This window comes from Streptomyces sp. Y20 (genome assembly GCF_043195475.1).
Classification (GTDB): Bacteria; Actinomycetota; Actinomycetes; order Streptomycetales; family Streptomycetaceae; genus Streptomyces.
Genome location: NZ_JBIDDP010000001.1, coordinates 709,469 through 731,799, shown reverse-complemented (window position 1 = coordinate 731,799; position 22,331 = coordinate 709,469). Strand labels below are relative to the sequence as shown.

At 74.2% G+C, this 22,331-nt stretch carries 19 protein-coding genes; 8 read left to right on the top strand and 11 right to left on the bottom strand.

Features of this window, described 5'->3' with window-relative positions; genetic code table 11:
* The first annotated feature begins 3 nt into the window (after positions 1 to 3).
* The gene (locus ACGFT1_RS03095; RefSeq protein ID WP_373907264.1) at positions 4 to 1,662 is read left to right on the top strand and encodes a peptide-N4-asparagine amidase; all 1,659 of its coding nucleotides are present in this window, start codon (positions 4 to 6) and stop codon (positions 1,660 to 1,662) included.
* Between the two features lie 83 nt (positions 1,663 to 1,745).
* Here ACGFT1_RS03095 and ACGFT1_RS03090 read toward each other — a convergent pair whose 3' ends face one another.
* A complete protein-coding gene (locus ACGFT1_RS03090) occupies positions 1,746 to 2,195 on the bottom strand; it encodes a MarR family winged helix-turn-helix transcriptional regulator (protein WP_373907263.1) in 450 nt (149 codons plus the stop codon).
* A gap of 114 nt (positions 2,196 to 2,309) precedes the next feature.
* On the opposite strand from ACGFT1_RS03090, the gene ACGFT1_RS03085 reads away from it, so the two are divergent.
* Entirely contained in the window at positions 2,310 to 4,112 is a 1,803-nt protein-coding gene (locus ACGFT1_RS03085) for an ABC transporter ATP-binding protein (RefSeq protein ID WP_373907262.1), read from the top strand.
* Positions 4,113 to 4,155: 43 nt separating this feature from the next.
* Positions 4,156 to 5,052: an endolytic transglycosylase MltG gene (gene mltG, locus ACGFT1_RS03080; RefSeq protein ID WP_373907261.1), complete on the top strand. Its 897-nt coding sequence runs from the start codon at positions 4,156 to 4,158 to the stop codon at positions 5,050 to 5,052.
* 12 nt (positions 5,053 to 5,064) lie between these two features.
* On the opposite strand, the gene ACGFT1_RS03075 is transcribed toward mltG, so the two are convergent.
* The gene (locus ACGFT1_RS03075) at positions 5,065 to 6,141 is read right to left on the bottom strand and encodes an NAD(P)-binding domain-containing protein (protein WP_373907260.1); all 1,077 of its coding nucleotides are present in this window, start codon (positions 6,139 to 6,141) and stop codon (positions 5,065 to 5,067) included.
* A gap of 219 nt (positions 6,142 to 6,360) precedes the next feature.
* Here ACGFT1_RS03075 and ACGFT1_RS03070 point away from each other — a divergent pair, with 219 nt between their 5' ends.
* Positions 6,361 to 6,783: a secondary thiamine-phosphate synthase enzyme YjbQ gene (locus ACGFT1_RS03070; RefSeq protein WP_373907259.1), complete on the top strand. Its 423-nt coding sequence runs from the start codon at positions 6,361 to 6,363 to the stop codon at positions 6,781 to 6,783.
* Positions 6,784 to 6,831: 48 nt separating this feature from the next.
* Here ACGFT1_RS03070 and ACGFT1_RS03065 read toward each other — a convergent pair whose 3' ends face one another.
* Positions 6,832 to 7,620 carry a LuxR C-terminal-related transcriptional regulator gene (locus ACGFT1_RS03065; RefSeq protein ID WP_373907655.1) on the bottom strand — a complete coding sequence of 263 codons (789 nt, stop codon included), beginning with the start codon at positions 7,618 to 7,620 and terminating at the stop codon, positions 6,832 to 6,834.
* Positions 7,621 to 7,890: 270 nt separating this feature from the next.
* On the bottom strand, positions 7,891 to 8,289 hold the full coding sequence (locus tag ACGFT1_RS03060) for a DUF5997 family protein (RefSeq protein WP_356824224.1): 399 nt from the start codon (positions 8,287 to 8,289) through the stop codon (positions 7,891 to 7,893).
* A gap of 133 nt (positions 8,290 to 8,422) precedes the next feature.
* Between ACGFT1_RS03060 and ACGFT1_RS03055 the strand changes: the two genes are divergently transcribed.
* Entirely contained in the window at positions 8,423 to 9,199 is a 777-nt protein-coding gene (locus tag ACGFT1_RS03055) for a LysR family substrate-binding domain-containing protein (protein WP_373907258.1), read from the top strand.
* 66 nt (positions 9,200 to 9,265) lie between these two features.
* On the opposite strand, the gene ACGFT1_RS03050 is transcribed toward ACGFT1_RS03055, so the two are convergent.
* Together ACGFT1_RS03050 and ACGFT1_RS03045 are read right to left on the bottom strand one after the other, a co-directional pair.
* Positions 9,266 to 10,768, bottom strand: coding sequence for an MFS transporter (locus ACGFT1_RS03050; RefSeq protein WP_373907257.1), 1,503 nt, complete (start codon positions 10,766 to 10,768; stop codon positions 9,266 to 9,268).
* 516 nt (positions 10,769 to 11,284) lie between these two features.
* A complete protein-coding gene (locus ACGFT1_RS03045) occupies positions 11,285 to 11,761 on the bottom strand; it encodes an Lrp/AsnC family transcriptional regulator (RefSeq protein WP_373907256.1) in 477 nt (158 codons plus the stop codon).
* A gap of 231 nt (positions 11,762 to 11,992) precedes the next feature.
* On the opposite strand from ACGFT1_RS03045, the gene ACGFT1_RS03040 reads away from it, so the two are divergent.
* On the top strand, positions 11,993 to 13,513 hold the full coding sequence (locus ACGFT1_RS03040; protein WP_373907255.1) for an FUSC family protein: 1,521 nt from the start codon (positions 11,993 to 11,995) through the stop codon (positions 13,511 to 13,513).
* Positions 13,514 to 13,735: 222 nt separating this feature from the next.
* Positions 13,736 to 14,773 carry a lactonase family protein gene (locus ACGFT1_RS03035; RefSeq protein ID WP_373907254.1) on the top strand — a complete coding sequence of 346 codons (1,038 nt, stop codon included), beginning with the start codon at positions 13,736 to 13,738 and terminating at the stop codon, positions 14,771 to 14,773.
* A gap of 115 nt (positions 14,774 to 14,888) precedes the next feature.
* Here the strand turns inward: ACGFT1_RS03035 and ACGFT1_RS03030 are convergent, their stop codons facing one another.
* The 4 genes from ACGFT1_RS03030 to ACGFT1_RS03015 all read right to left on the bottom strand — a co-directional run bounded on the left by ACGFT1_RS03030 (position 14,889) and on the right by ACGFT1_RS03015 (position 19,104).
* On the bottom strand, positions 14,889 to 15,815 hold the full coding sequence (locus ACGFT1_RS03030) for a sirohydrochlorin chelatase (RefSeq protein ID WP_373907253.1): 927 nt from the start codon (positions 15,813 to 15,815) through the stop codon (positions 14,889 to 14,891).
* A gap of 124 nt (positions 15,816 to 15,939) precedes the next feature.
* Positions 15,940 to 16,938: an N-acetylglucosamine kinase gene (locus ACGFT1_RS03025; RefSeq protein ID WP_373907252.1), complete on the bottom strand. Its 999-nt coding sequence runs from the start codon at positions 16,936 to 16,938 to the stop codon at positions 15,940 to 15,942.
* Complete coding sequence (locus tag ACGFT1_RS03020; protein WP_373907251.1) at positions 16,935 to 17,612, bottom strand: uracil-DNA glycosylase; 678 nt, start codon at positions 17,610 to 17,612, stop codon at positions 16,935 to 16,937. The genes ACGFT1_RS03025 and ACGFT1_RS03020 overlap by 4 nt, the downstream gene beginning before the upstream one ends.
* Before the next feature lie 403 nt (positions 17,613 to 18,015).
* Positions 18,016 to 19,104: a WD40/YVTN/BNR-like repeat-containing protein gene (locus tag ACGFT1_RS03015; protein WP_373907250.1), complete on the bottom strand. Its 1,089-nt coding sequence runs from the start codon at positions 19,102 to 19,104 to the stop codon at positions 18,016 to 18,018.
* A gap of 272 nt (positions 19,105 to 19,376) precedes the next feature.
* Here ACGFT1_RS03015 and ACGFT1_RS03010 point away from each other — a divergent pair, with 272 nt between their 5' ends.
* Entirely contained in the window at positions 19,377 to 19,970 is a 594-nt protein-coding gene (locus ACGFT1_RS03010) for a hypothetical protein (RefSeq protein WP_373907249.1), read from the top strand.
* 137 nt (positions 19,971 to 20,107) lie between these two features.
* Here the strand turns inward: ACGFT1_RS03010 and ACGFT1_RS03005 are convergent, their stop codons facing one another.
* Positions 20,108 to 22,228, bottom strand: a complete 2,121-nt coding sequence (locus ACGFT1_RS03005; RefSeq protein ID WP_373907248.1) for a HEAT repeat domain-containing protein — start codon at positions 22,226 to 22,228, stop codon at positions 20,108 to 20,110.
* Between the last annotated feature and the right edge of the window lie 103 nt (positions 22,229 to 22,331).

The window sequence follows — 22,331 nt, the reverse complement described above, 5'->3', positions numbered from 1 at the left end:
GCCATGAGAAGACGGATGGTCATGTCCATGCTCGCCGGGGCGACCCTGCTGGCGAGCGCGCTCCTCGGCACGGGGACCCCGGCCGCCCAGGCCACCGGCGTACCCGCCGAATTCGGCGCCGACTGGCACGACCCGGTGACCGCGGCCCCGCCCGTCGGCCGGCCGCACACCCGGTCCTGCCGCGTGACTCTCGCCGACGTGCGGTTCCGCGACTTCACCCCCTACCGGGGTGCCTACACACCCCCCGAGGGCTGCGGCGACCGCTGGAGCAAGGTCGTCCTGCGTCTGGACGGCAAGGTGAAGGGCCGCCAGTACGACCGTCTCGGCTATCTGCGTGTCGGCGGAGTCGAGGTGCTGCGCACCTCCACCCCCGAGCCCTCGCCCGACGGCATCGAGTGGCACGTGGAGAAGGACGTCACCCGTTACAGCGACACCTTCCGCCGCGCCCGCGATGTCGAGATGCTGATCGGCAATGTCGTGGACGACACGTACACCGGCGTCATCGACGTACACGTCACCCTGGCCTTCTACGCGGGCCGTCCGGCCGCCCCGGCCCCCGACCGCGTCCTCACCCTCGCCGACGGCTCCGACGGCACGACCCTCTCCACGCCGCGCAACAGCGAACGGATCGTCGCCGAGGTCTACGCGACCGGATCGGGTGGGGGCTGCGAGGAGTTCTGGTACCTGACCGTGGCCGACCCGGCGTCGTACTCCTGCAAGGCCGACCACGGCCCGTACCGCGAGGTGCAGATCAAGGTCGACGGCCGGCTCGCCGGCATCGCCGCGCCCTACCCGAACGTATGGACCGGCGGCTGGTCCAACCCCTTCCTCTGGTACGTGCTCCCGGCGCCGCGTGCCCTCGACGTACGGCCGGTCGAGTACGACCTCACCCCCTTCGCCGGCCTGCTCGACGACGGCCGCGCGCACCGCGTCGAGGTCTCCGTCGTGGGTGTGCCCGCGGGCCAACAGGGCTGGAGCACCCCCGTGAACGTCCTGGTCTGGCAGGACGCGCACCGCGCCCGGCTCACCGGCGCGCTCACCACGCACCACGCGACCGGCCTCGCCAACTCCTCCCGGTACACGCCCGGAACGCAGAACCGGGTACGCACCGAGGCCGGGCACCGGCTCACCGTCTCCGGCTACCTCGACACCTCGCACGGCCGCGTGACCACCACCGTCACCCGGACGCTCGCCAACAGCTCCGTCCACCGCTGGACCGACGACGAGACCACGGACGGACTCGACGCCGGCTGGACCGACGACGAGACCGTCACCGTAGGCGGCCCCGGCCCCGGCCCCGGCCAGGGACGCGGTGCCGGACACGGACCCGGGAGCGTTCCCGTGCGGACGACGCACACGCACCGGACGTACACCATGAACGGCGCCACGACCCTCGGCGCGGACAGCCGGCTGCGTACCGTGCTGGCCCTCGGCGACCGGGCCACGGCGGTGGTCGGCGAAGGCGGCCGGCGCACCGCGTGGTCGCGGCTCGACGACACCTACAGCGGCGACGCGGCGTACACGACCGACGTCCCGCGCGACCAGCGGCACGCGGTCGGCACCTCGACGGAGCGCTACCGCCTCGTCGGTCCTGACGGTTGCCACGACCGTTCGCTGACCACGGTCCAGGGCGTGCTGACGCAGGACCGCAGCCGCTGCTGAGACGTGCGCCCCAGGGCTCCCATCCTCCCCGTGGCGGCCGCCGGCGACCCCGTCCCGTCTCCCGGGGGGCGGGGCCGCGGTGGTCAGCAGGACTGCGGGGGGTCCCCGTCGATCAGTGTGTCGAGCAGGACCCCGAGCACCTGGCGCTCTTTCTCCGTCAGGGGAGCGAGCATCTCCTGGGCCGCCGAGCGGCGGGCGGCACGCAGCTCACGCAGAGTGGTGCGGCCCTCGTCCGTCAACTCGATCCGGGTCACGCGCCGGTTCGCCGGATCCGCCACCCGCCGCACCCGGCCGCTCGCCTCGAGCCCGTCCACCAGCGTCGTCACCGCGCGGGGCACGACCTCCAGGCGCTCGGCCAGATCGGCCATGCGCGGCGGGGAGGTGTAGTGCGCGAGGGTGCGCAGCAAGCGGGACTGCGCCGGGGTGATGCCCAGGTCATGCTGTTCCAGATGGTGTTTCTGGATGCGGTGCACCCGGCGGGTGAGCCGTAGCAACTGCTCGGCTAGCAGGCCGTCGGGATCGGGGGTGGTCATACGGGAACAATATCAGGACGCCGTTCATTGTGAGTATAGGTAACAATGAGCTATGATCCATCAGACATCGCCGGCCGACCCCTGACCGGCGTCCGCTCACCTCCGTAGGAGCCCATGCACCCCGACCGTGAACCCGCCTGGACCCCACCTGCCGACGCCGGCGAACAGCCGCGGCAGGTGCGCCGCATCCTGAAGCTCTTCCGTCCCTACCGCGGGCGGCTCCTGATCGTCGGCCTGCTCGTCGGCGCCTCCTCACTGGCGTCGGTGGCGACGCCCTTCCTGCTCAGGGAGACCCTCGACGTCGCGATCCCCGAAGGCCGCACCGGGCTGCTGAGCCTGCTCGCGCTCGGCATGATCGTCAGTGCCGTCCTGTCCAGCGTCTTCGGCGTGCTCCAGACGCTCATCTCCACCACGGTGGGCCAGCGGGTCATGCACGACCTGCGCACCGCCGTCTACGGCCGGCTGCAAAGCATGTCGCTGGCCTTCTTCACCCGCACCCGCACCGGCGAGGTGCAGTCCCGCATCGCCAACGACATCGGCGGCATGCAGGCCACCGTCACCTCGACCGCCACCTCGCTGGTCTCCAACGTCACCAGCGTGGTCGCGACGATCGTCGCGATGGCCGCCCTGGACTGGCGGCTGACGATCGTCTCCCTCCTCCTGCTGCCGGCGTTCGTATGGATCAGCCGCCGGGTCGGGAACGAACGCAAGAAGATCACCACCCAGCGGCAGAAGCAGATGGCCGCGATGGCGGCCACGGTCACCGAGTCGCTCTCGGTCAGCGGCATCCTGCTCGGCCGCACGATGGGCCGCTCCGACTCGCTCACCGCGTCCTTCGCGGAGGAGTCCGAGCGCCTCGTCGACCTGGAGGTCAGATCGAACATGGCCGGCCGCTGGCGCATGGCCGTGATCACTGTCGTCATGGCCGCGATGCCCGCCGTCATCTACTGGACCGCGGGCCTCGCGCTCCGGTTCGGCGGTCCCGAGGTCTCCCTCGGCACCATCGTCGCCTTCGTCTCGCTCCAGCAGGGCCTGTTCCGCCCGGCCGTGAGCCTGCTCGCGACCGGCGTTCAGATCCAGACCTCGCTCGCGCTCTTCCAGCGCATCTTCGAGTACCTGGACCTGCCCGTCGACATCACCGAACGCGAGCGGCCCGTCCGGCTGGACCGGATCAAGGGTGAAGTCCGCTTCGAGGGAGTCGAGTTCCGCTACGACGGCAGGGGCGGCCCCGTCCTCGACGGCATCGACGTCACCGTCCCCGCCGGGGGCAGCCTCGCCGTCGTCGGCCCGACCGGCGCCGGCAAGTCCACGCTCGGCTGTCTGGTGCCCCGCCTGTACGACGTCACCGGCGGTCGCGTCACCGTGGACGGCGTCGACGTCCGCGACCTCGACTTCGACACCCTCGCCCGCGCGGTCGGCGTCGTCTCGCAGGAGACGTACCTCTTCCACGCCTCCGTCGCCGACAACCTCCGCTTCGCCAAGCCGGACGCCGACGACGAGGAGTTGTACGCGGCGGCCAGGGCGGCGCAGATCCACGACCACATAGCCGCGCTGCCCGACGGCTACGACACGGTCGTCGGCGAACGCGGCCACCGCTTCTCCGGCGGTGAGAAGCAGCGCCTGGCGATAGCCCGCACCATCCTGCGCGACCCGCCGGTCCTCATCCTCGACGAGGCGACCAGCGCGCTGGACACCCGCACGGAGGCCGCCGTACAGCAGGCCATCGACGCGCTCTCGGCCGACCGGACGACGATCACCATCGCCCACCGCCTGTCGACGGTCCGCGATGCGGATCAGATCGTGGTGCTGGACTCCGGCCGGGTCGCCGAACGGGGCACGCACGAGGAACTGCTTGAGCTGGACGGCCGGTACGCGGCTCTGGTGCGCCGGGACGCGCAACTGCAACCGACAAGCTGAACAGATGCCGGGTTTGTGATGATATGCGTATTACCGTGCCCGCATGCAGACGAAGACTCCGCCACGGAGCAGGATCCGACTGACACGCCGGGGCAGACTCGCCCTCGTCGTGGCCGGCGCCGTCGTCGCCGGCACCGCCGTGGCGGTGCCGCTGCTGACGCTGGTGGACTTCCACGAGGAGACGAAGCCCGCCACGCTGGTCATCCCGGAGGGCTGGCGCGCCGGCCAGGTCTACGACGCCGTCGACAAGGCGCTGGAGCTGCCGCCGGGAAGCACCCGCAAGTCCCTCGGCAAGGCCTCCCTGAAACTGCCGGGTGAGGCCGAGGGCAACCCCGAGGGCTATCTCTTCCCCGCGACGTATCCCATCCGGAAAGGGGCGACGCCCGAGTCCCTGGTGCAGCTCATGGTCGACACCGCCAACAGGAAGTACGACGGCGCACCGGTCGCGGCCGGGGCCCAGCACACCGCGATGAACGTCTACCAGGCCGTCACCATCGCCAGCATCGTCCAGGCCGAGGCCGCGACGAAGGAGGACATGGGCAAGGTGGCGCGGGTCGTCCTCAACCGGCTGGAACGCGGGATGCCCCTCCAGATGGACTCGACCCTCAACTACGCGCTGAACCGCAGCACCTTGCGCACCAGCCAGGACGACACCCGGATCGAGAGCCCCTACAACTCCTACCAGCGCATGGGCCTGCCGCCGACGCCGATCGGCAACCCCGGCGACGACGCGATGCGCGCCGTGCTCAACCCGACGCCGGGCGACTGGCTGTACTTCGTCACCGTGAAACCCGGGGACACCCGCTTCACCGCGGACTACGCCGTGCACCTGAGCAACGTGGCGGAGTTCAACACCCTGCACCGGCGCGGGGGGACGGCACAACCGCCGAGCGGCAGCCCGGCGCAGTCCCCGGCCTCGGCACAGCCCCCGGTCCGCTGACGTGGCACGAGGTCACGCGGCGACCGGCTCCCCGGCCAGCAGCCGCCGGATGTCCCGGACGGCCGTGCGCCCGGCGCGGTTGGCGCCGATGGTGCTGGCCGAGGGGCCGTAACCGAGGAGATGGATCCGCGGATCGGCGACCACGCGGGTGCCCTCGACGCGGATGCCGCCGCCCGGCTCACGCAGTCGCAGCGGAGCCAGATGGTCGAGCGCGGCCCGGAAACCGGTCGCCCACAGGATCACGTCGGCGGCCACGTGCCGGCCGTCCCGCCACTCCACGCCGTCGGGGGTGATCCGGTCGAACACCGGCTGCCGTTCCAGCACACCGTCGGCCAGACCCTGCCGGACGGCGTCGTTCAGGAGCAGCCCGGTGACCGAGACCACGCTGCGTGGCGGCAGCCCCCGGCGTACCCGCTCCTCGACCAGCGCGACCGCCGCACGGCCCGCCTCCTGGTCGAACGGCCCGTCCCGGAAGACCGGGGGTCGCCGGGTGACCCATGTGGTCGCGGCGGCGTACGGGGCGATCTCCAGCAGATGCTGGGTGCCCGAGGCGCCGCCGCCCACGACCACGACCCGCTTCCCGGCGAACTCCTCGGGTCCGGCGTACTGCGCGGTGTGCAGCTGCCGCCCGCGGAAGTCCTCCTGGCCCGGGTAGCGCGGCCAGAACGGGCGGTCCCAGGTGCCGGTCGCGTTGAGCAGCGCCCGCGTCGCCCAGGTGCCGTCCGGGGTCTCCACGAGCAGCCGTCCTCCGTCGCCCTCCCGTACGGCGCGTATGCCGACGGGGCGCCGTACCCGGAGGTCGAACGCCCGCTCGTAGCGGTCGAAGTACTCCCCGATCACGTCCGCCGAGGGCCGCGACGGGTCGGCGTCCGCCAGCTCCATGCCGGGCAACGCGTGCATCCCGTGGACCTTGCCGTACGTCAGCGACGTCCACCGGTACTGCCAGGCCCCGCCCGGCCCCGGGGAACGGTCCAGGACGACGAAGTCGCGGTCCGGCTCGAAGCCGCTGCGGCGCAGATGATAGGCGCCGGCCAGACCCGCCTGACCGGCACCTGCGACGACGACCTCGACCTCGCGCGTTGCGTTCACGCCCCCCTCAACGGACCTGCCCACGCGGATCTTCCCGACCGGGTGGCACGCCGGGGCCCAGTGCCGGACAGGGGTCTTCGGCCAAGCGGCGGCCGGCGGTCCGGAGGCCGTGGGCGACCTGTGCGACGCCCGCGAGTGCGCGCGGACCGCGGACCGTAGGCAGCGGAATTCGACGCTGTCACGGCGTGTGAGAAACGGCGCACGGGTCAGGATGGGGGCATGTCCGATGCTTTCACCACGCGCATGCTGAACGTCTCCACCGGCTCCCGGGAACGCGTCGTCGACCTCACCGCCGAGTGCGAGGAGTTCCTGCGGGAGGCCGCCGCCGGCCGGGACGGCCTGCTCAACATCTTCGTCCCGCACGCCACCGCTGGAATCGCCGTCATCGAGACGGGTTCCGGAAGCGACGACGACCTCCTCGCGGCCCTGCACACCCTGCTCCCCGCCGACGACCGCTGGCAGCACCGGCACGGCAGCCCCGGCCACGGCCGCGACCACGTCATGCCGGCCATCGTCCCGCCGCACGCGACCCTCCCGGTGATCGGCGGCCGTCTGGAACTGGGCACCTGGCAGTCGGTGTGCCTGGTGGACACCAACAAGGACAACCCCGACCGCCGGGTGCGGCTGAGCTTCCTCGGCTGACCCACCGGACCAGCCCCTCCCCGTGGCCGGCCGCGGCGCGGTGACGTGTCACGGGGAGCGGGTCCGGGCCACCCCGGGTGGCCGCGGCGCCGGCACCAGGCCGAGCCGCTGGGCACGCAGCACGGTGCCGACGCGGTCGCGGGTGCCCAGCTTGCGGTAGATGTTCTCGACGTGCTTGTGCACGGTGCGGGCCGAGATGCCGAGGCGGCGGCCGATGGCGTCCGCCGTGAGCGCGTCGGTGAGCAGCAGCAGGACGGACGTCTCGCGCGGGGTCAGCGCGCAGTCCGCCGCGCGCTGGTCCGGCGACCCGGCCGCACCGAGCGCCCGCCGCCACTCCTGGAGCAACTGCCGCTGCCGCTCCACGGCGGCCAGCAGCGGCTGCGCCCGCTCGGCCATAGCCAGGTGGTCGTCGGTGAAGTCGGTCCCGGCGCGGTAGACGAGGCAGCCGGTGATCGGGGCGGTGCTGCCCGGCAGCGGGACGCCCAGCACGTGGTCGACGTCGAGGACCCCGGCGAGCAGGCGTGCCGTGGGACTGTCCGGCCAGGTGCCGCCCACCGCCCGGTGCGCGGTGACCGGCGCGCGGTCGGTCCGGGGAGCGTAGTGGCGGGCGAAGGGGTAGCCGGCGCGCAGCAGAGCGAGGTCGGCGTCGCCGAGCCGGGCCAGTTCCGCGGCGGCGGCGTCGGGCACCGTACCGAGGGTGCCCTCGCTCTCGCTCCAGTCGTCCAGCTTGTGGATGGCCGCCTCACCGCCGCACAGGTCCGCCAGCGTCCCGGCCAGCAGGGGCCACAACCGCTCGGGCTCCCGTTCGTGCAGCGCCGTCACGGCGGCGGCCGCCATGCGTTCGTAGGTCCTGTCCAGCCCCACGTGGTCCTCTCCGGTCGCCGTACCCGCCCGTCCTTCCGCGGGCATACGTACTTGTACGCATACCCCGGCGGTCTCCGGCTGGTACAGACTTCAACCCGACGACACCGGCCTGCGCGGGCGCATCGCGTCCGACGGGCCGCCGGCACGGGGGAACGGCGGCCCGTCCGGTGCCGTCGGCGAAACGCCCGGCAACGGACGACGCCCCCCGGCAGAGCCGAAGGGCGTCGCGGACGGGCGGGCGGGTCAGCCGCGCTCGGCGCCGCTCTCCTTCTCCTGCTTCAGGTTCTTGATCCGCGCGGCCTCCTTGCGGACCTCGGCCTGGGTGGCGCGCTCCTTCTCCAGCCACTCGGGCCGCTCCTGCTTGAGCGCCTCGATCTGCTCGGTGGTGAGCGGTTCGGTGACCCCGCCGCGGGACAGGCCCGCGATGGACACGCCCAGCTTGGCGGCGACCACCGGACGCGGGTGGGGGCCGTTGTTCCGCAACTCGCGCAGCCACTCCGGCGGGTCGGCCTGGAGCTCGTTCAGCTCGGCACGCGAAACCACGCCCTCCTGGAAGGAGGCGGGGGTGGCGGGGAGGTACACACCCAGCTTCTTCGCCGCGGTCGCGGGCTTCATCGTCTGGGTGCTCTGCTGCGACTTCATGAGGTCAAGGGTATCGGCCGCGTGTGGAAAGCCTGACCACGCCTGCGAGGTGAGGGGCCGGTGGTGGCCGGTGCCGGGGGCGGGCCGGCGGCGGACGGTGGGGGAGGCCGGTGGCGGACGGTAACCTGGGCGGGTGACAGGCTCGGAGGAATCACCGTCGTTCCGGCTCGCGTACGTTCCCGGAGTGACGCCCGCCAAGTGGGTGAAGGTCTGGAACGAGCGCCGGCCCGGCGTCCCGCTCACCCTCGTCCAGGTCGAGGCCGCCGAGGCGCCGCGGGCGCTGCGCGCGGGTGAGGCCGACGCGGGGCTGGTCCGGCTGCCCGTCGACCGTACGTACTTCAGCGCGATCCCGCTGTACACGGAGACCTCGGTGGTCGTCGTCCCCAAGGATCACGTGATCACGGCGGTGGAGGAGGTGACCCTCGCCGACCTCGCCGACGAGGTGATCTTCCACCCGCTGGACGATCTCTTCGACTGGGACGCCCCGCCGGGCGAACCGGCCTTCGAACGGCCCGCCACGACCGCGGACGCGATCGAGCTGGTCGCGGCCGGCGTCGGCCTCCTGATCGTCCCGCAGTCCCTGGCCCGTCTCCACCACCGCCGGGACGTGACCTACCGGCCGGTCGCCGACGCACCGCAGTCCAGCGTGGCCCTGTCCTGGCCGGAGGACGCCACCACCGACCTGGTGGAGGACTTCATCGGCATCGTCCGCGGGCGCACCGTCAACAGCACCCGGGGCCGTACGACGGTGAACCCCGCCGCCGACGGGACGCCCAAGCGTTCCGGGCAGGGCGGCGGCCGGCAGGCCCCCGCGGCGAAGGCGCGGGCCAAGTCGGCGGGCGGCACGGCACGCGCCCGCACCGGCGGCGCGAAGCCGGCCAAACGGGGGAAGCCGCGCCGCAAGTCGTGAGCCCGGCGCGCGCCGGCGCCTCGGCGAGGCATCTCGGGCCCGCACCCCGCCCCCCGGCCCGGGCGTTCAGGAGGCGCCCCGCACCCGCTCCTCGGTGCCGCCCTCCTGCGAACCCCGCCGGACCGTCTCCCCGGTCCTGCCCGGCTCCGGATGCACATGGCGTTCCCGCAGGTCGGCGATTGCCAGCACCAGTGCGGCCAGGATGATCCCCACGGCGGTGAGCAGCCCGAGCTGGACCGCCGTACCGGCGCTGCCGTGGTTGGCGAGGTGAGCGAAGTACACCGCGCCCACCACGGCGATCCCGGCCGCCGAACCCACGCGCTGGCCCGTCTGGAGGACCCCGCCCGCCGCGCCCGCGCGGTGCACCGGGACGCGGGTGAGGGTGAGGGTGGTGTTCGGGGAGACGGTCAGACCGGAGCCGATGCCTCCGATGAGCATCGGCAGCGCCGACGCCCACCCCACGCCCCGCCCGGGCGCCAGCTCGACGGCCGCGACCACGCCGAGCAGCCCCAGTGCCACCCCGCTCAGACCGATCACGACCAGCGTGCGGCCGAAGCGCAGCACGAGCCGGCCGCCGACCGCGGCCCCGACCGCCGAGGCCGCCGCGAAGGGCAGCACGCTGAGACCCGCGGCGAGCGCGCTGTATCCCACGTCGTTCTGGAGGTACAGCGTGTAGACGAAGAACACGGTGGTGAAGCCCGCGAAGTACGAGAGGCTGACCAGGGCGCCGAGCGTGAAGGAGCGCAGGGAGAACAGCGCCAGGTCCACCAGCGGGGCGTGCCCGCGCAGTCCCTGCCGCCTCTCCCACACCCAGAACGCGCCCAGCAGCACCACGGCCAGTGGCATCAGCGCCCATTTCTCCCGCCCGGTCCACTGCTGCTCCTGCACCAGGGGCAGCATGAGCGCGAGGACACCCGCGCCGAGGAGCAGTACGCCGATCGGGTCGAAGTCCTCGCGCTTTCCCGCCGGTACCGCGAAACGGGGCAGCAGCCGCAGTCCCGCGACGAAGGCGGCCACCCCGATCGGCAGATTGACGAAGAACACCCAGCGCCAGCCGTCGTCGGTGCCGACGGCGTCGATCAGCAGGCCGCCCGCCAGGGGGCCCACCGCCGTCGAGACGCCGATGACGCTGCCGAGCAGCCCGAAGGCCTTGGCCCGTTCGGCGCCCTGGAACATCTGCTGGATCAGCCCCGACGTCTGGGGCGCGACCACGCCCGCCGCCGTGCCCTGGATCAGCCGGAACAGCACCAGCCAGGAGGGGCCGGGCGCGAGCCCGCACGCCGCCGAGGCCACTGTGAACAGGGCGAGCCCGAACAGGAAGGCCTGACGCCGTCCGCGCATGTCACCCAGTCGGCCCGCCGGGACCAGGGCGAGCCCGAAGGTGAGGGCGTACCCGGAGACCACCCACGACTGTGCGGCCTGCGACGCTCCCATCCCGTGTTCCATCGAGGGCAGTGCCACGTTCACGATCGAGGTGTCGAGGAGCGAGATGAAACCCGCCGCGAGACAGACCCCGAGCGCCTTCCACCGGCGGTCGTCGGGGACGGGCCGGGCCTGAACTGTGCTCATGGGGTCACGCTATGCAGCCACGGCCCACCCCGCACGGTGAGGCTCGGCGAGCCGGTCCGGCACCGGTGCCCGTCCGGAGTACCGGTTCAGCGCGCCGCGTCCCTCAGCCACACGCCCGCGCGCCATGAACTCCTGCCGGCCGCCCCGTACGAGGTCGGCACGGCCGCGGCGGCCGGGAGTCCGACGAGTGCGCGCATCTCCGGCACGCGTGCGTACCGGCGCGGGCCAGGTCCGGATGACGCTGGTTCGCGCGGGCCGGCGGGTCGTCCACCGGGGCGCGCGCACCGAAGCGTCCCCGCCGGATCGCCGCAGACTCCCGGGCGCTGACGCCGGCGTAGTCCTCGTGATCCGCCCAGGTGCAGACCGGGACGCCGTGCTCGGCCAGGGTCTCCCGGCTCGCCCCGTACCAGTTCGGCTCGCTGTCCACCGGCGTCCCGTCGAGAGCGCAGACGATCGAGAGGCTGCCGAAGCCGCTCATGGCGTCCGGATCGCTCATGGCGTCCATGACGCCGACCGTCAGGCGCGCGCGGCCCGGCCGACCGACTCCACCAGCGGCAGGAGCCGGTATGGAACGCGTTCGCGCAGGGCCACCTCCGTGCGGGTGCGCACGACGCCGGGGAGGCTGATCAGCTTCTGGATCACGTCCTCCAGATGGGCGTTGTCCCGGCCCACCACGCGGGCGAGCAGGTCTCCGCCACCCGTGATCGAGAACGCCTCCACGATCTCCGGTACGGCGGCGAGCGCGTCGCCCACGTCGTCCAGATGGCCCTGGGTGACCTCGATGTGCACGAACGCCAGCACCGGATGTCCCAGTGCGGCGGGGGAGAGGGAAGGACCCGTACCGGTGATCACGCCGCCGCGTTCCATCCGGTCCAGCCGGGCCTGGAGCGTGCCGCGGGCGACCCCGAGGACGCGGGCGTATTCGCGCACGCTGGTGCGCGGCTGCTCCAGGAGCAGCCGCAGGATGCGGGTGTCGAGTTCGTCCACGGCCATGACGTACGACTGTACCAATGGCCCAGGTCACGAGAGGGGGCGCGAACCTTCCCACCTGGTCCGTTGGCATTCCGTAGGCCGCCTCCACCTCTCATTGGCAGAGCCAATGGCCCAGTGATTCGGGCAACACTTGAGCCAGTGAGCTCTGTGATGCTCTCATGGGGGTGTCGATGGCGCTGCGGATCACCGCGGCGCCTTTTCTGTGCCGGTGTTTCCCAGGGGAGGGCAGCAGTGCTGAAGAGGGTGTTCGTGGCTCCGGACCCGGGGCGGGGGCGGTTGCGCTTCGCCGCACGGGCGGTCCTCGGCATCGGACTGGCGGTCGTGGTCTGTCTCGGCGCCGGACATTCTCTCACCGGCGCGGTCGCCGGTGGCCTCGCCGCCCTGCTCGCCCTGTTCACCGTCGCCGACCCGACCGTGCGCGGCCAGGCGGTCACCACCGCCCTGCTGCCCGCGGTGGGCCTGCCGGTGCTCGCCGTGGCGGCCGGGCTGCACGACCTTCCCGTCGCCCGTGACCTGGCCTTCCTCGCCGTCGTAGGCGCCGGCGTGTACGCGCGCCGCTGGGGGCCGCGGGGACACAGCCTCGGCGTGTTCGCCTTCATGACCTTCTTCGTGGCCCAGTTCCTGCACGCCACGCCGGCCCAGCTGCCCGAGCTGTACGCCGCCGTCCTGCTGTCCGTGCTGAGCGCGGCGGCGGTCCGCTTCGGCGCGTGGTGCTACGAGCGCCGGCTGCCCCCGGCCGTCGTACCCGCCCCGCCCGGCGCGACCGGGCTGGCCCGGGTGACCACGCGGCAGGCGGTCCAGGCGACCGCGGGTGCCGGCTTCGCGCTGGTCGCCGGGCAGTTGCTGTCGGGGCAGCGCTGGTACTGGGCCGTCGGCGCCACCTGGTGGATCTTCGTGAACACCGCCTCGCGGGGCGAGACGCTGGTACGCGGCTTCCGCCGGGTCCTCGGTACGGTGATCGGCATCGGCCTCGGACTCCTCGTCGCCGTCCCCCTGCACGGCGCGCCCGTCCCGACGGCCGCCCTGGTCGCGGTCTGCGTCTTCGGCATCTTCTACACGGCCGCCGTCTCCTACACCTGGATGATGCTGTGGGTGACGCTGCTCGCCGAACTGCTCTACGGCCTGCTCGGCGTCCTCAGTCCCGGACTGCTGGGACTGCGGCTCGCCGAGACGGGCGTCGGCGCGCTCGGTGCCGCGCTCGCGGTCCTGCTCGTGCTGCCGGTCACCACGCATGCCACCACCGACGCCTGGATCCAGCGGGCCCTGCGCTGCGTCCACGCCTGCACGGCGGAGGCCGCGGCACGCCTCGCCGGGTCCACCACGGCCGACCCCGCGCCCCGTGTGGCCGAACTGGAGCAACTGCTCGGCCGCGTCCGGCTCTCGGTGGCGCCCCTGGTCCATCCGCTGAACCCGATGCCGGCCCGCAAGGCGCGCGCCCGCCGGGTCCTGGCGCTGCTCGACGACTGCGCGCGCGAGGTCAGGGGCCTGGTGGCGGTGGCCGCCGACCCGGAGGCCTCCCACGACGCGCGCCTCGCCGCCGCCTGCTGGCGCGTCGAGACCGCCGTCGAGGCCCTCACCGCCGGCCGCGGAGAACCGCTCCACCGCCCCGCCGAATCGCCCGCCGAGCCCGTCCTGGCCCACCTGCACGGCCTGGAACGCGCCCTCGCCGCCCTCGCCGAACCGCTGCGGACGCCGGCCGGGCCGAGAGCGGCGGGAGCGGAGGCCCTGGCCGGGCGGCCGGACGGCTTCTGACGCCCGCTACCGCGACCTGCCGGGCGCCGCTGAACGCGCCGCATGGCGGGGCGCCCGCGCACCGGCTCCTGCAGGGCGCGTGCCGGCGGCCGAATGCCCTGCCGGGCGCGTGGGGTGTCACGTCCGCGTGAAGAACCGGCCTGCCGCCCGCTGCTGGTCTAGACCGCAGGCGAGGGGCTGCTACCGTCGGCCCCGGACTGGCTCGACCGAGAGGGGACAGCGGTGGCACAGGGCGGCAGGCCGGGCAGACGCCGGGCGTTCATCGGCTCGTTCACGGCGGCGGGCGGCCCCGGACTGGTGACCGCCGAGGTGGCGCCCCACGGCGGCGCCCTCACCGTCGTCGCCGCCGCGGACGACCTGCCCGACCCGTCCTACCTGGCCCTGTCACCGGACGGCGCCACGCTCTACGCGGTCAGCGAGACGGCAGAGGGCGCCGTCGCCGCCTACCGCGTCACCGGCGACCGGCCACAACCCGCCGGCGTGCCCGTGCCGGTGGACGGCAGCGGCCCCACCCACCTCGGCCTGTACGCCGGGCACGTGCTGACCGCCAACTACGGCTGCGGCAGCGTCACCGCCGTACCGCTGCGCCCCGACGGCACGCTCGCCGCCAGGGCTTCCGGCCGGCTCCGGCACAGCGGCTCCGGCCCGCACGACCGGCGTCAGCGCGGCCCGCACGCCCACCAGGTCCAGGCCGACCCCAGCGGCCGGTGGGCCGTCAGCGTCGATCTCGGGACGGACTCGGTCCGCGTGTGCACCCTCGTGGACGGAACTCCCGCCGTGCACCGCGAGACCGCCCTGCGTCCGGGTTCCGGCCCGCGCCACCTGGCCTTCCACCCGGCCGGCGAGCACGCCTACGTCGTCAACGAGCTGACGCCCACCGTGACCGTCTGCCGCTGGGATGCCGGTACCGGCTCCCTGAAGCCGCTCACCGAGGTCCCCCTGCTGCCCGGCGCCCCCGCCGGGGACGCCTACCCCTCCGGGATCGTCGTCTCGCCCGACGGCCGCTTCGTGTGGACCGCGACCCGCGGCGAGGACGTCCTGTCGGTGCTCGCCGTCGGGGCCGACAGCCTCCGGCTGATCGGCACGGTGCCCTGCGGCGGGCACTGGCCGCGCGCCCTGGCCGAGCACAACGGTCATCTGTACGTCGCCAACGAACGCTCCGGGGACGTGACCTGGTTCACCGTGGACGAGGCGACGGGCCTGCCCCGCTACGACGGCTCGGTGCGGGTCGCCGCGGCCTCCTGCGTCGTCTTCGGCTGAGCACGCCGGGCACGGTGAAGGGTCCGCGCGCGAAGCGGCGAAGGTCCCGCCCCGGCACGCCGAAGGGCCCGCTCCGCCACGGGAGCAGGCCCTGCTTCGTACCCACGCCGGCGGGTCAGCGGACCGGCGCGCCCTGTGCCTGCTGCGGGGCGATGCCCAGCGCCGTCGTGTACTTGGCGAGGGCCAACTTGCCGATCGCCGGGTACGCGCCGAGCGCCTCGGCCGTGGCGCAGCCCGCCTCCGCGGCCGCATCGGCCGTCAGCACCGGGTCGATCTCCGGCCCGATCAGATACGGCGCCAGGGCCAGCTGCTGCGAACCCGAGGAACGCAGCTGCTCGGCCACCGAGGAGATGGAGCCCTCCTGGTCCAGCGCCGCCGCCATCACCGGCACGGCCAGGCGCGCGGCGAGCAGCATGCCGGTGATGCCGGCCGCCTGCACCGCCTCCTCGCCGCCCACGGAGGCCAGGATGATGCCGTCGGCGGCGGTGGCCACCGTGAACAGCCGGGCGCGGTCGGCACGGGCCAGGCCCGCCTCGGACAGCCGCACGTGCAGGGCCTCGGCGAGCAGCGGGTGCGGGCCGAGTACATCGGTCAGTTCGGCGGCGACCCGGCTGTCCATGACGGCCTGACGGATGTGACGCAGCAGCGCGCCGTCCGGACCGGCCAGCAGCGGGACGACGACGGCGACCGGGCCGTCGGGCTCCCTGACCCCCTCGACCCCGGCGGCGACGGCGCGCTCATAACGGGCGGTGCGCTCCTCGGCCGCGCGCGCCAGCACGGAGCGGAGCGTGGCGAACTCCGAGTCGTCCCCGTCCAGGTACCCGATCCGGGCATCCAGGCCGGGCAGCTCGGAGCGGGCGATGCTCACGACCTCCTCGGCGAGACTGCGCGTGGCGGCGCTGGGCACGCCAGGCACCGCGAGGACGAGCGCCGGCGCGCCCTCGGGAGCCACCAGCGGTTCCGGGCGGCGGTGGCGTCCGGGCTGGCGGGGTCGCGGCATTCGTACGGGCAGGCCGGACGCGGGTCCAGTGGGGGAGCTCATGGCGCCGAATGTTACTGGCTTACCGGGCTACGCCGTTTGGGGAGGGTGCAGGTGAGCGGTATCCGTCCGGTTTTGTCTGATGAGTTGCGTATGACTGACGCATGTTCAGGGCACACCGAGCCGATCACCCGCCGCGACGGGGAACAACCCCCTGGTGAGGGTCGCGGATGACGCAGAGCATGGTCGTCTCGGCCGGCAGGGGGAGCCGGCCGGCCACCAGCGCCCGGGCGATCCGCACCGAGCCGTCCAGTGGGTCCCCTTCGGCCGGTACCTGCCGGGCGTGCGGCAGCCTGCGCGCCAGCTCCTCGCGCAGCGGGACGAGGAGCGGGTCACCCATCGTGAACAGACCGCCGGTGAACGCCACGTCGGGTGTCCCGCCGACCGGGCACACGGCGGCGGCGGACTCGGCCATGTGCCGGGCCGCCGCGCGCAGGATGCCCGCGGCGACCGGATCGTGCCCGGCGCACGCGGCCACCCGGGGCGCGAAGGAGGCGAGCACGGCGGGCCGGTCGGTGCGCGGATAGAGCAGACCGGGCAGCCCGAGCACCGGGCCGAACTGTCGTTCGGCACCGGCCAGCAGCGGCGCGGAGCCGCCGTCCCGGCCGTCGTGGGCGCGTAGCGCCGCCTCCAGACCCGCCCGGCCGATCCAGGCTCCGCTGCCGCAGTCGCCCAGCAGGTGCCCCCAGCCGTCGGCCCGCCGCCAGTCCCGCAGATCCGTGCCGACGGCGATCAGCCCGGTGCCCGCGGCCAGCACCGCGCCCGGACGAGTCCCGAGGGCACCGACGTACGCGGTGACGGCGTCCGCGGCGAGCGCCACGGTCCGCACCCCCAGCTCCCGCGCCAGGGCCCCGGGCAGCTCGGCGCGCAGGGCGTCGCCCAGGGTGGCGAACCCGGCGGCGCCGACGACGGCCGTGCCCAGCTCGGCCACCCCTGCCTCGGCGGCCATGGCACGGGCCACCGGGAGCAGTAGTTCCATGAAATGGTCCGCATCGATGCCGTGCGCACCCGTGCGCACCGGTTCCCGGATCTCCCGCCGGAGCGGGGTCTCCCGCTCCGGGACACCGACGGCGGCCCGCAGCCCGGAACCACCGGAGTCCACGGCGAGGAACCCCGGTGAGGTCACGGCAGGCGCCAGTCCACCGGCTGGCCGCCCTGCCGCATCAGCAGGTCGTTGGCCCGGCTGAACGGGCGCGAGCCGAAGAACCCGCCGTCCGCCGATCTGGGCGAGGGATGCGCGGACTCCACCGCCGGCAGACTGCCCAGCAGCGGACGCGCGTTACGGGCGTCGCGGCCCCACAGGATGGACACCAGCGGCTTGCCGCGCGCCGCCAGGGCCCGGATCGCCTGCTCGGTCACCGCCTCCCAGCCCTTGTCACGGTGCGCCCCGGGACGGCGCGGCGCGGTGGTCAGCGCCCTGTTGAGCAACAGCACGCCTTGTCGCGTCCACGGCGTGAGATCGCCGGTGGACGGCTGGGGCAGCCCCAGGTCGCTGTTCAGCTCGCGGAAGATGTTGATCAGGCTCGGCGGCAGTGGACGCACCTCGGGCGCGACGGAGAAGGACAGGCCCACCGCGTGCCCGGGGGTGGGGTACGGGTCCTGACCGATGATCAGAACCCTCACCTCGTCGAAGGGTTGCTGGAAGGCCCGCAGGACGTTCGGTCCGGCCGGGAGGTAGGTGCGTCCCGCGGCGATCTCCGCGCGCAGGAAGTCGCCCATCTCGGCGATCCGTCCCGCGACGGGTTCCAGGGCCTTCGCCCAGCCCGCTTCGACGATCTCATGCAAGGGTCGTGGTGCCACGGGCGTCACCCTACTGCCGCGCGCCCGCCGGCGATCAACCGATGGCCGGAGCACGACCCGCGGGCGCCCGCGGTCCCGCGCGCCCGTTCAACCACCGACCACCCGTGCGCCCGCTCGCCGGCCACCGCCGCCCGCCCGGCCGTCGCCGTCCCGAGGCTCGGAGCCGGCCGCCGCCGTCCTGAGTCTCGCTCAGCCGGCCACAGTCACCGCGCGCCATGCCCAGCCGTCCACCGCGGCCCCCGAGCCCGGTCAGCCGACCACCGTCACCTGACCCCCGCCCAGCCGGTCATCGCCGTCCGAAGCCCCGCGCGCTCAGTCGGCGACCGTCCCCGCGTGCCCTGCTCAGTCGGCCACCGTCCCCCGCGAGCCTTGTTCAACGGTCCACCATGGACCGCGCGCCCGCTCACCCGACCCCCGCCGCCCGCACGCACAGCACGTCCGGGAGATGCGCGGCCAGCAGCCGCCAGCTGTCGCCGTCGTCGGCCGATGCGAACACCTCGCCGTTGCGGTTGCCGAAGTACACCCCCGCCGGGTCGGCGTCGTCCGTGCACAGCGCGTCCCGCAGCACCGTGCCGTAGTGGTCCTCCTCCGGCAGCCCCTCGGTCAACGGCTCCCACGTGCCGCCCGCGTCCGCGGTACGGAAGACGCGGCAGCGGTGCCCGGCGGGCACCCGGTCGGCGTCGGCGTTGATCGGGAAGACGTACGCCGTGCCGGCCCGGCTCGGATGCGCGGCCACCGCGAAGCCGAACGTGGACGGCAGGCCCTCGCCGATGTCGGTCCAGTGCCCGGCCGCGTCGTCGCTGCGGTACACGCCCCAGTGGTTCTGGAGATACAGCCGGTCCGGGTCACCCGCGTCTCTGGCGACCTTGTGGACGCACTGGCCGAACTCCGGGTTCGGATCGGGCAGGAAGACGGCGGACACACCGGAGTTGGACGGAGCCCAGCTCGCCCCGCCGTCCGCCGTGCGGAACACCCCCGCCGTCGACACCGCCACGGTCACCGCCCGCGGGTCGCGCGCGTCGGTGAGCACCGTGTGCAGACCCTCGCCGCCCCCGCCGGGCACCCAGTGCGAGCGGGTCGGGTGCTCCCACAGCGGCCGGATCAGCTCGAAGCTCTCACCTCGGTCCACCGAGCGGTACAGCGCCGCCGGTTCCGTGCCCGCGTACACCACGTCGGGCTCGGCGGCGGCGGGGTGCAACTGCCAGACACGCTCCAGGGAGGCGCCGGTGTCCCTGGGGAACCGGACGGCCGGCTGCGCCGGTTCGGTCCACGTGCGGCCCAGGTCGTCGGAGTGGAACACCGACGGGCCCCAGTGCGCGCTGTCACCGCCCGCCAGCAGCCGGGGCCGCGGGCCCCGGGTGTCGATCGCGACCGAGTACACCGCCTGTGCGTTGAAATACGGACTCTCGTCGAACTCCCAGGGGCCACCGCCCCGCTTCCGCCCGATGAACAGGCCTTTACGGGTGCCCACCGCGAGCAGTACCTCGGCCATGCCGATCACCTCCGGGACGTCTTCGTCCAGGTAGCCGCCAGATATCGGCCAGTGTGCACCCCACCACTGACACTCTCCCCCGGTGAAGGTGTCACCGCAGGTCACAGTCGTGTCGTCGGCCCGGGGCGGGGATCGGCCGGGCCTGTTCCGGCATGCGCCTGCGCGAGAGGGGTGTCTCGTGCGACCGTCGGGGAGACGGCTCGTCGTGAGCAACGGAGCGATCTCCCCCGTATGGGAGGGCGGTCCGGCCGGTCGGTGCGCTCGTGAGGAGGATGCCTTTGAAGGCGTTCCGTGGTCCGAAGGTGTGGCTGTGGCGCTGGCGGCGCAACCCGCTCAGACGCCGGGCCGACGTGCTGGAGGCCTGGGTGCTGCTCGGCACCTTGCTGCTGACCGTCCTGGCCGGAGTGCCGGCCGGCCTGGCGGCGGCCCGCTCGGTGGAGCACGGACTCGCCCGCGAGCGTGCCACCTGGCGCCCCGCTGTCGCCCGGGTGGCCGGCCGTATCCCGGGGGCGACCCGCACCGCCACCGGCCGCCCCTCCTCCCGTGAGCGGTTCTGGGCCAGGGTCCGCTGGACCACGGCCGACGGCTCCGCCCACACCGGCCGGGTCCGGGTGGAGCCCGGCGTCAGCCGCGGCACGCCGCTCACCGTCTGGACCGATCCGCAGGGCCACCTCGTCAGCCGTCCCACGACCGCGTCCGAGGCCGCCTTCCGGGCCACTCTGGTGGGACTCCTCGTCGGCGTGAGCACCGGCGCCGTACCCTTCGTCGGCGGCCTCGCCGCACGAGCCCGCCTGGAGCGCCGCCGCCTGGACGCCTGGGACACGGAGTGGGCCCGACTCGGCCCGCAGTGGGGGCGCATGGTCTGAACCGGTCGGCGCGTCGGGGATGCTCCGGCTCCGTGGTGGGGCAGTCGGGTCGGGCCGGTCGCCCCGCCGTGGCCGCATTGGTCCCCGGCACGCCCCTACAGGGCCGCCGGCACCTCGCGGCCAGCCGTACCAACTCCTCACGGGGCCGCCAGCACCTCGCGGCACAGCCGTACCAACTCCTCGTCCGCCGGGATGTCACCGCTCCCGTACGCGCCCTCGCCGGTGGTCACGTGGCGGCGGGGCGTGGCCAGTTCCGAGGTGAGCAGGTCACGGAGCGGCGCGGCGGCCGGGCCCATCACGGCGAGGCAGCGGGCGACGGGGACACGGGTGTGGGGGGCCTTCGCCCAGGCCGCCCGGAGCACGGGCCGAACGAGACCCGGATCGGAGGTCACGCGCCACCACGCGCACGCGGCCGGTACCGCTTCGTGCGCCGGCCCCGACCGGGCGAGCCGGCGCAACCCGGGCAGGGCGGCGCGGGCGGCCGGCCCCATGCTGCCCAGCGCGCGGACGGCGTGCTGCCGGGCCACCGGATCCGCCCGCGTCAACTCGCGGACGAGGACGGGGAGTACAGCGGACACGTCCCCGTCCGCCGACCACAGCGCGCCCGCCGCTACGGCCGCGTGCCGGGTGCCCAGCAGCCGGCGGAGCGATGGTCTCGCCTGCGCGGCGGCCCCCAGGTCCGTCAGCGTCTCGATCACCTGGCCGACGACCGCGTCGCGCGCTCCCGGGCCGTCGGGCGTGTCGGACAGCAGCCGTAGCAGCTCCGGGACCGCCTCCGCGTCGCCGGTGGCCCTGACCGCGGTCAGCAGCGGCGCGGCGAGCCGGGGCGCGGTGGGGGAGGCGAGCGGGATGCGGCCGAGCCGGTGCCGCAGAGCGGGGGCCAGGGGAAGCGCGGCCCGGCCCAGGTGCGCGACCTCGAAGCCGAGGCCCACGGGTGCGGCCGGGCCGGCCAGGAGCTGCGCCAGGACCGGGACCGCGCGGCGATCGCCGCTCCTGGCCAGCGCCTTGAGCGGGCCGCCCAGCGTCGGCGGGCAGCGCTCCCAGCGATGCGTCCACAGGTCGGGCCGGGTGGCCACCAGCACGTGCAGGCCGTCCGCGGCGGGCGCGGCCAGGGCGTACAGCTCCGCCAGGACCGAGACCGCCGCGTCCCGTAACCGGTCCTCCTCGGTGCCCAGTTGGGCACCGAGGAGCCGTACCGCACCGCTGTGGTCGCCGCGCCAGCCGCGGAACAGGACCGCCGACATCCACGCCGCATTGCACCGGTCCACCGGGTCAGGGCTGGTCAACTGCCCGGCGAGCAGGGCGAGCCGGTCGGTCACCCGGTCACCGAGCGCGCTGTGCAGCGTGCGCAGCAGCGCGGCGCCCTCCTCGTCGGAGGGCCGCAGCCGCCGTATGCGGCCCACCAGGGTGTCCGGGCCGCGGTGCTCCCGGGCGAGGGCGCGGCGCGCGGACCGCTCCCGTAACAGCCGGACCGCCGTCGGCACCAGGCCGGCGGGGAGCCGGCCCGGCGCGCGGAGCGCGAGCTGTCCCAGTGCCGCGAGCCGGAGCGCGGGCGAGGACGACGGCCCGCTCTGTTCGGCCAGGAGGGCCACCGCGGCGTCGGCGTGCGCGGGGTACCGGTGGGCGAAGAGGCCGACGGCCTCCGCGAGGGCGAGCAGGACACAGTCGTCCCGTTCCCCGCGCAGCCGTCGCCGCAGCAGCTCCAGCACCCGGGGCGGCTCGTCCAGGAAGCGGACCACAGCGCCGGCCGCCGCCCGGCGCACGGCCGGATCGGAGTCCGTGGCGAGCCGGACGAAGAAATCGGCACCCGCGCGGACCGCCTCCCGCGCCCGCCGGTCCCGGCCCCCGTCCTCGCCGCTCTCCCGGTCGAGGCCGCCCAGGCCGCCGACGCCGCGCCTCCCGCCGGCACCCCCGGCTCCGTCCATGCCGCCGGTGCCGCCGGTCCCGTCCACGCCGCCGCTCCCGCCGGTGCCGCCGGTCCCGTCGAGGCCGCCGATGCTGACCAGGAGTTCCACGATGCCGCCCCGGTCCGGCACGTCCTCACGTGCGGCGAGCGCGAACAGGAAGGGGACGCAGGCCAGCGTCGAGTCGTACACCCTGCCCTGGTGGTGCACCGCGCCGTACATCCCGTCGAGCGCGGTGGCCCGCTCGGCGGCGTCCGTGGACGCCAGCGCCCGTAACCGTCCGGGCACGTCCTCCGCGCTGCCGTGCGCGTGCCGCAGCGTGGCCCAGTCGACCTCGTCGATCCCCGTGAACACGTTGTCCTCCCCAGGCGAGCGACCTTTGATCGCGAGTGTGCACCACGGCACCGACGGTGGTCCGGAAACGGATGCTGACTGTGTGCGATCCGTCGGCGGTCAC

Bases quoted from the DNA above. Each gene is read 5' to 3' on its own strand.
- ACGFT1_RS03095 (WP_373907264.1), top strand. From the start codon at position 4: ATGAGAAGACGGATGGTCATGTCCATGCTCGCCGGGGCGACCCTGCTG.
- ACGFT1_RS03090 (WP_373907263.1), bottom strand. From the start codon at position 2,195: ATGACCACCCCCGATCCCGACGGCCTGCTAGCCGAGCAGTTGCTACGG.
- ACGFT1_RS03085 (WP_373907262.1), top strand. From the start codon at position 2,310: ATGCACCCCGACCGTGAACCCGCCTGGACCCCACCTGCCGACGCCGGC.
- mltG (WP_373907261.1), top strand. From the start codon at position 4,156: ATGCAGACGAAGACTCCGCCACGGAGCAGGATCCGACTGACACGCCGG.
- ACGFT1_RS03070 (WP_373907259.1), top strand. From the start codon at position 6,361: ATGTCCGATGCTTTCACCACGCGCATGCTGAACGTCTCCACCGGCTCC.
- ACGFT1_RS03065 (WP_373907655.1), bottom strand. From the start codon at position 7,620: ATGGCGGCCGCCGCCGTGACGGCGCTGCACGAACGGGAGCCCGAGCGG.
- ACGFT1_RS03060 (WP_356824224.1), bottom strand. From the start codon at position 8,289: ATGAAGTCGCAGCAGAGCACCCAGACGATGAAGCCCGCGACCGCGGCG.
- ACGFT1_RS03050 (WP_373907257.1), bottom strand. From the start codon at position 10,768: ATGAGCACAGTTCAGGCCCGGCCCGTCCCCGACGACCGCCGGTGGAAG.
- ACGFT1_RS03045 (WP_373907256.1), bottom strand. From the start codon at position 11,761: ATGGCCGTGGACGAACTCGACACCCGCATCCTGCGGCTGCTCCTGGAG.
- ACGFT1_RS03030 (WP_373907253.1), bottom strand. From the start codon at position 15,815: ATGAGCTCCCCCACTGGACCCGCGTCCGGCCTGCCCGTACGAATGCCG.
- ACGFT1_RS03015 (WP_373907250.1), bottom strand. From the start codon at position 19,104: ATGGCCGAGGTACTGCTCGCGGTGGGCACCCGTAAAGGCCTGTTCATC.
- ACGFT1_RS03010 (WP_373907249.1), top strand. From the start codon at position 19,377: ATGCCTTTGAAGGCGTTCCGTGGTCCGAAGGTGTGGCTGTGGCGCTGG.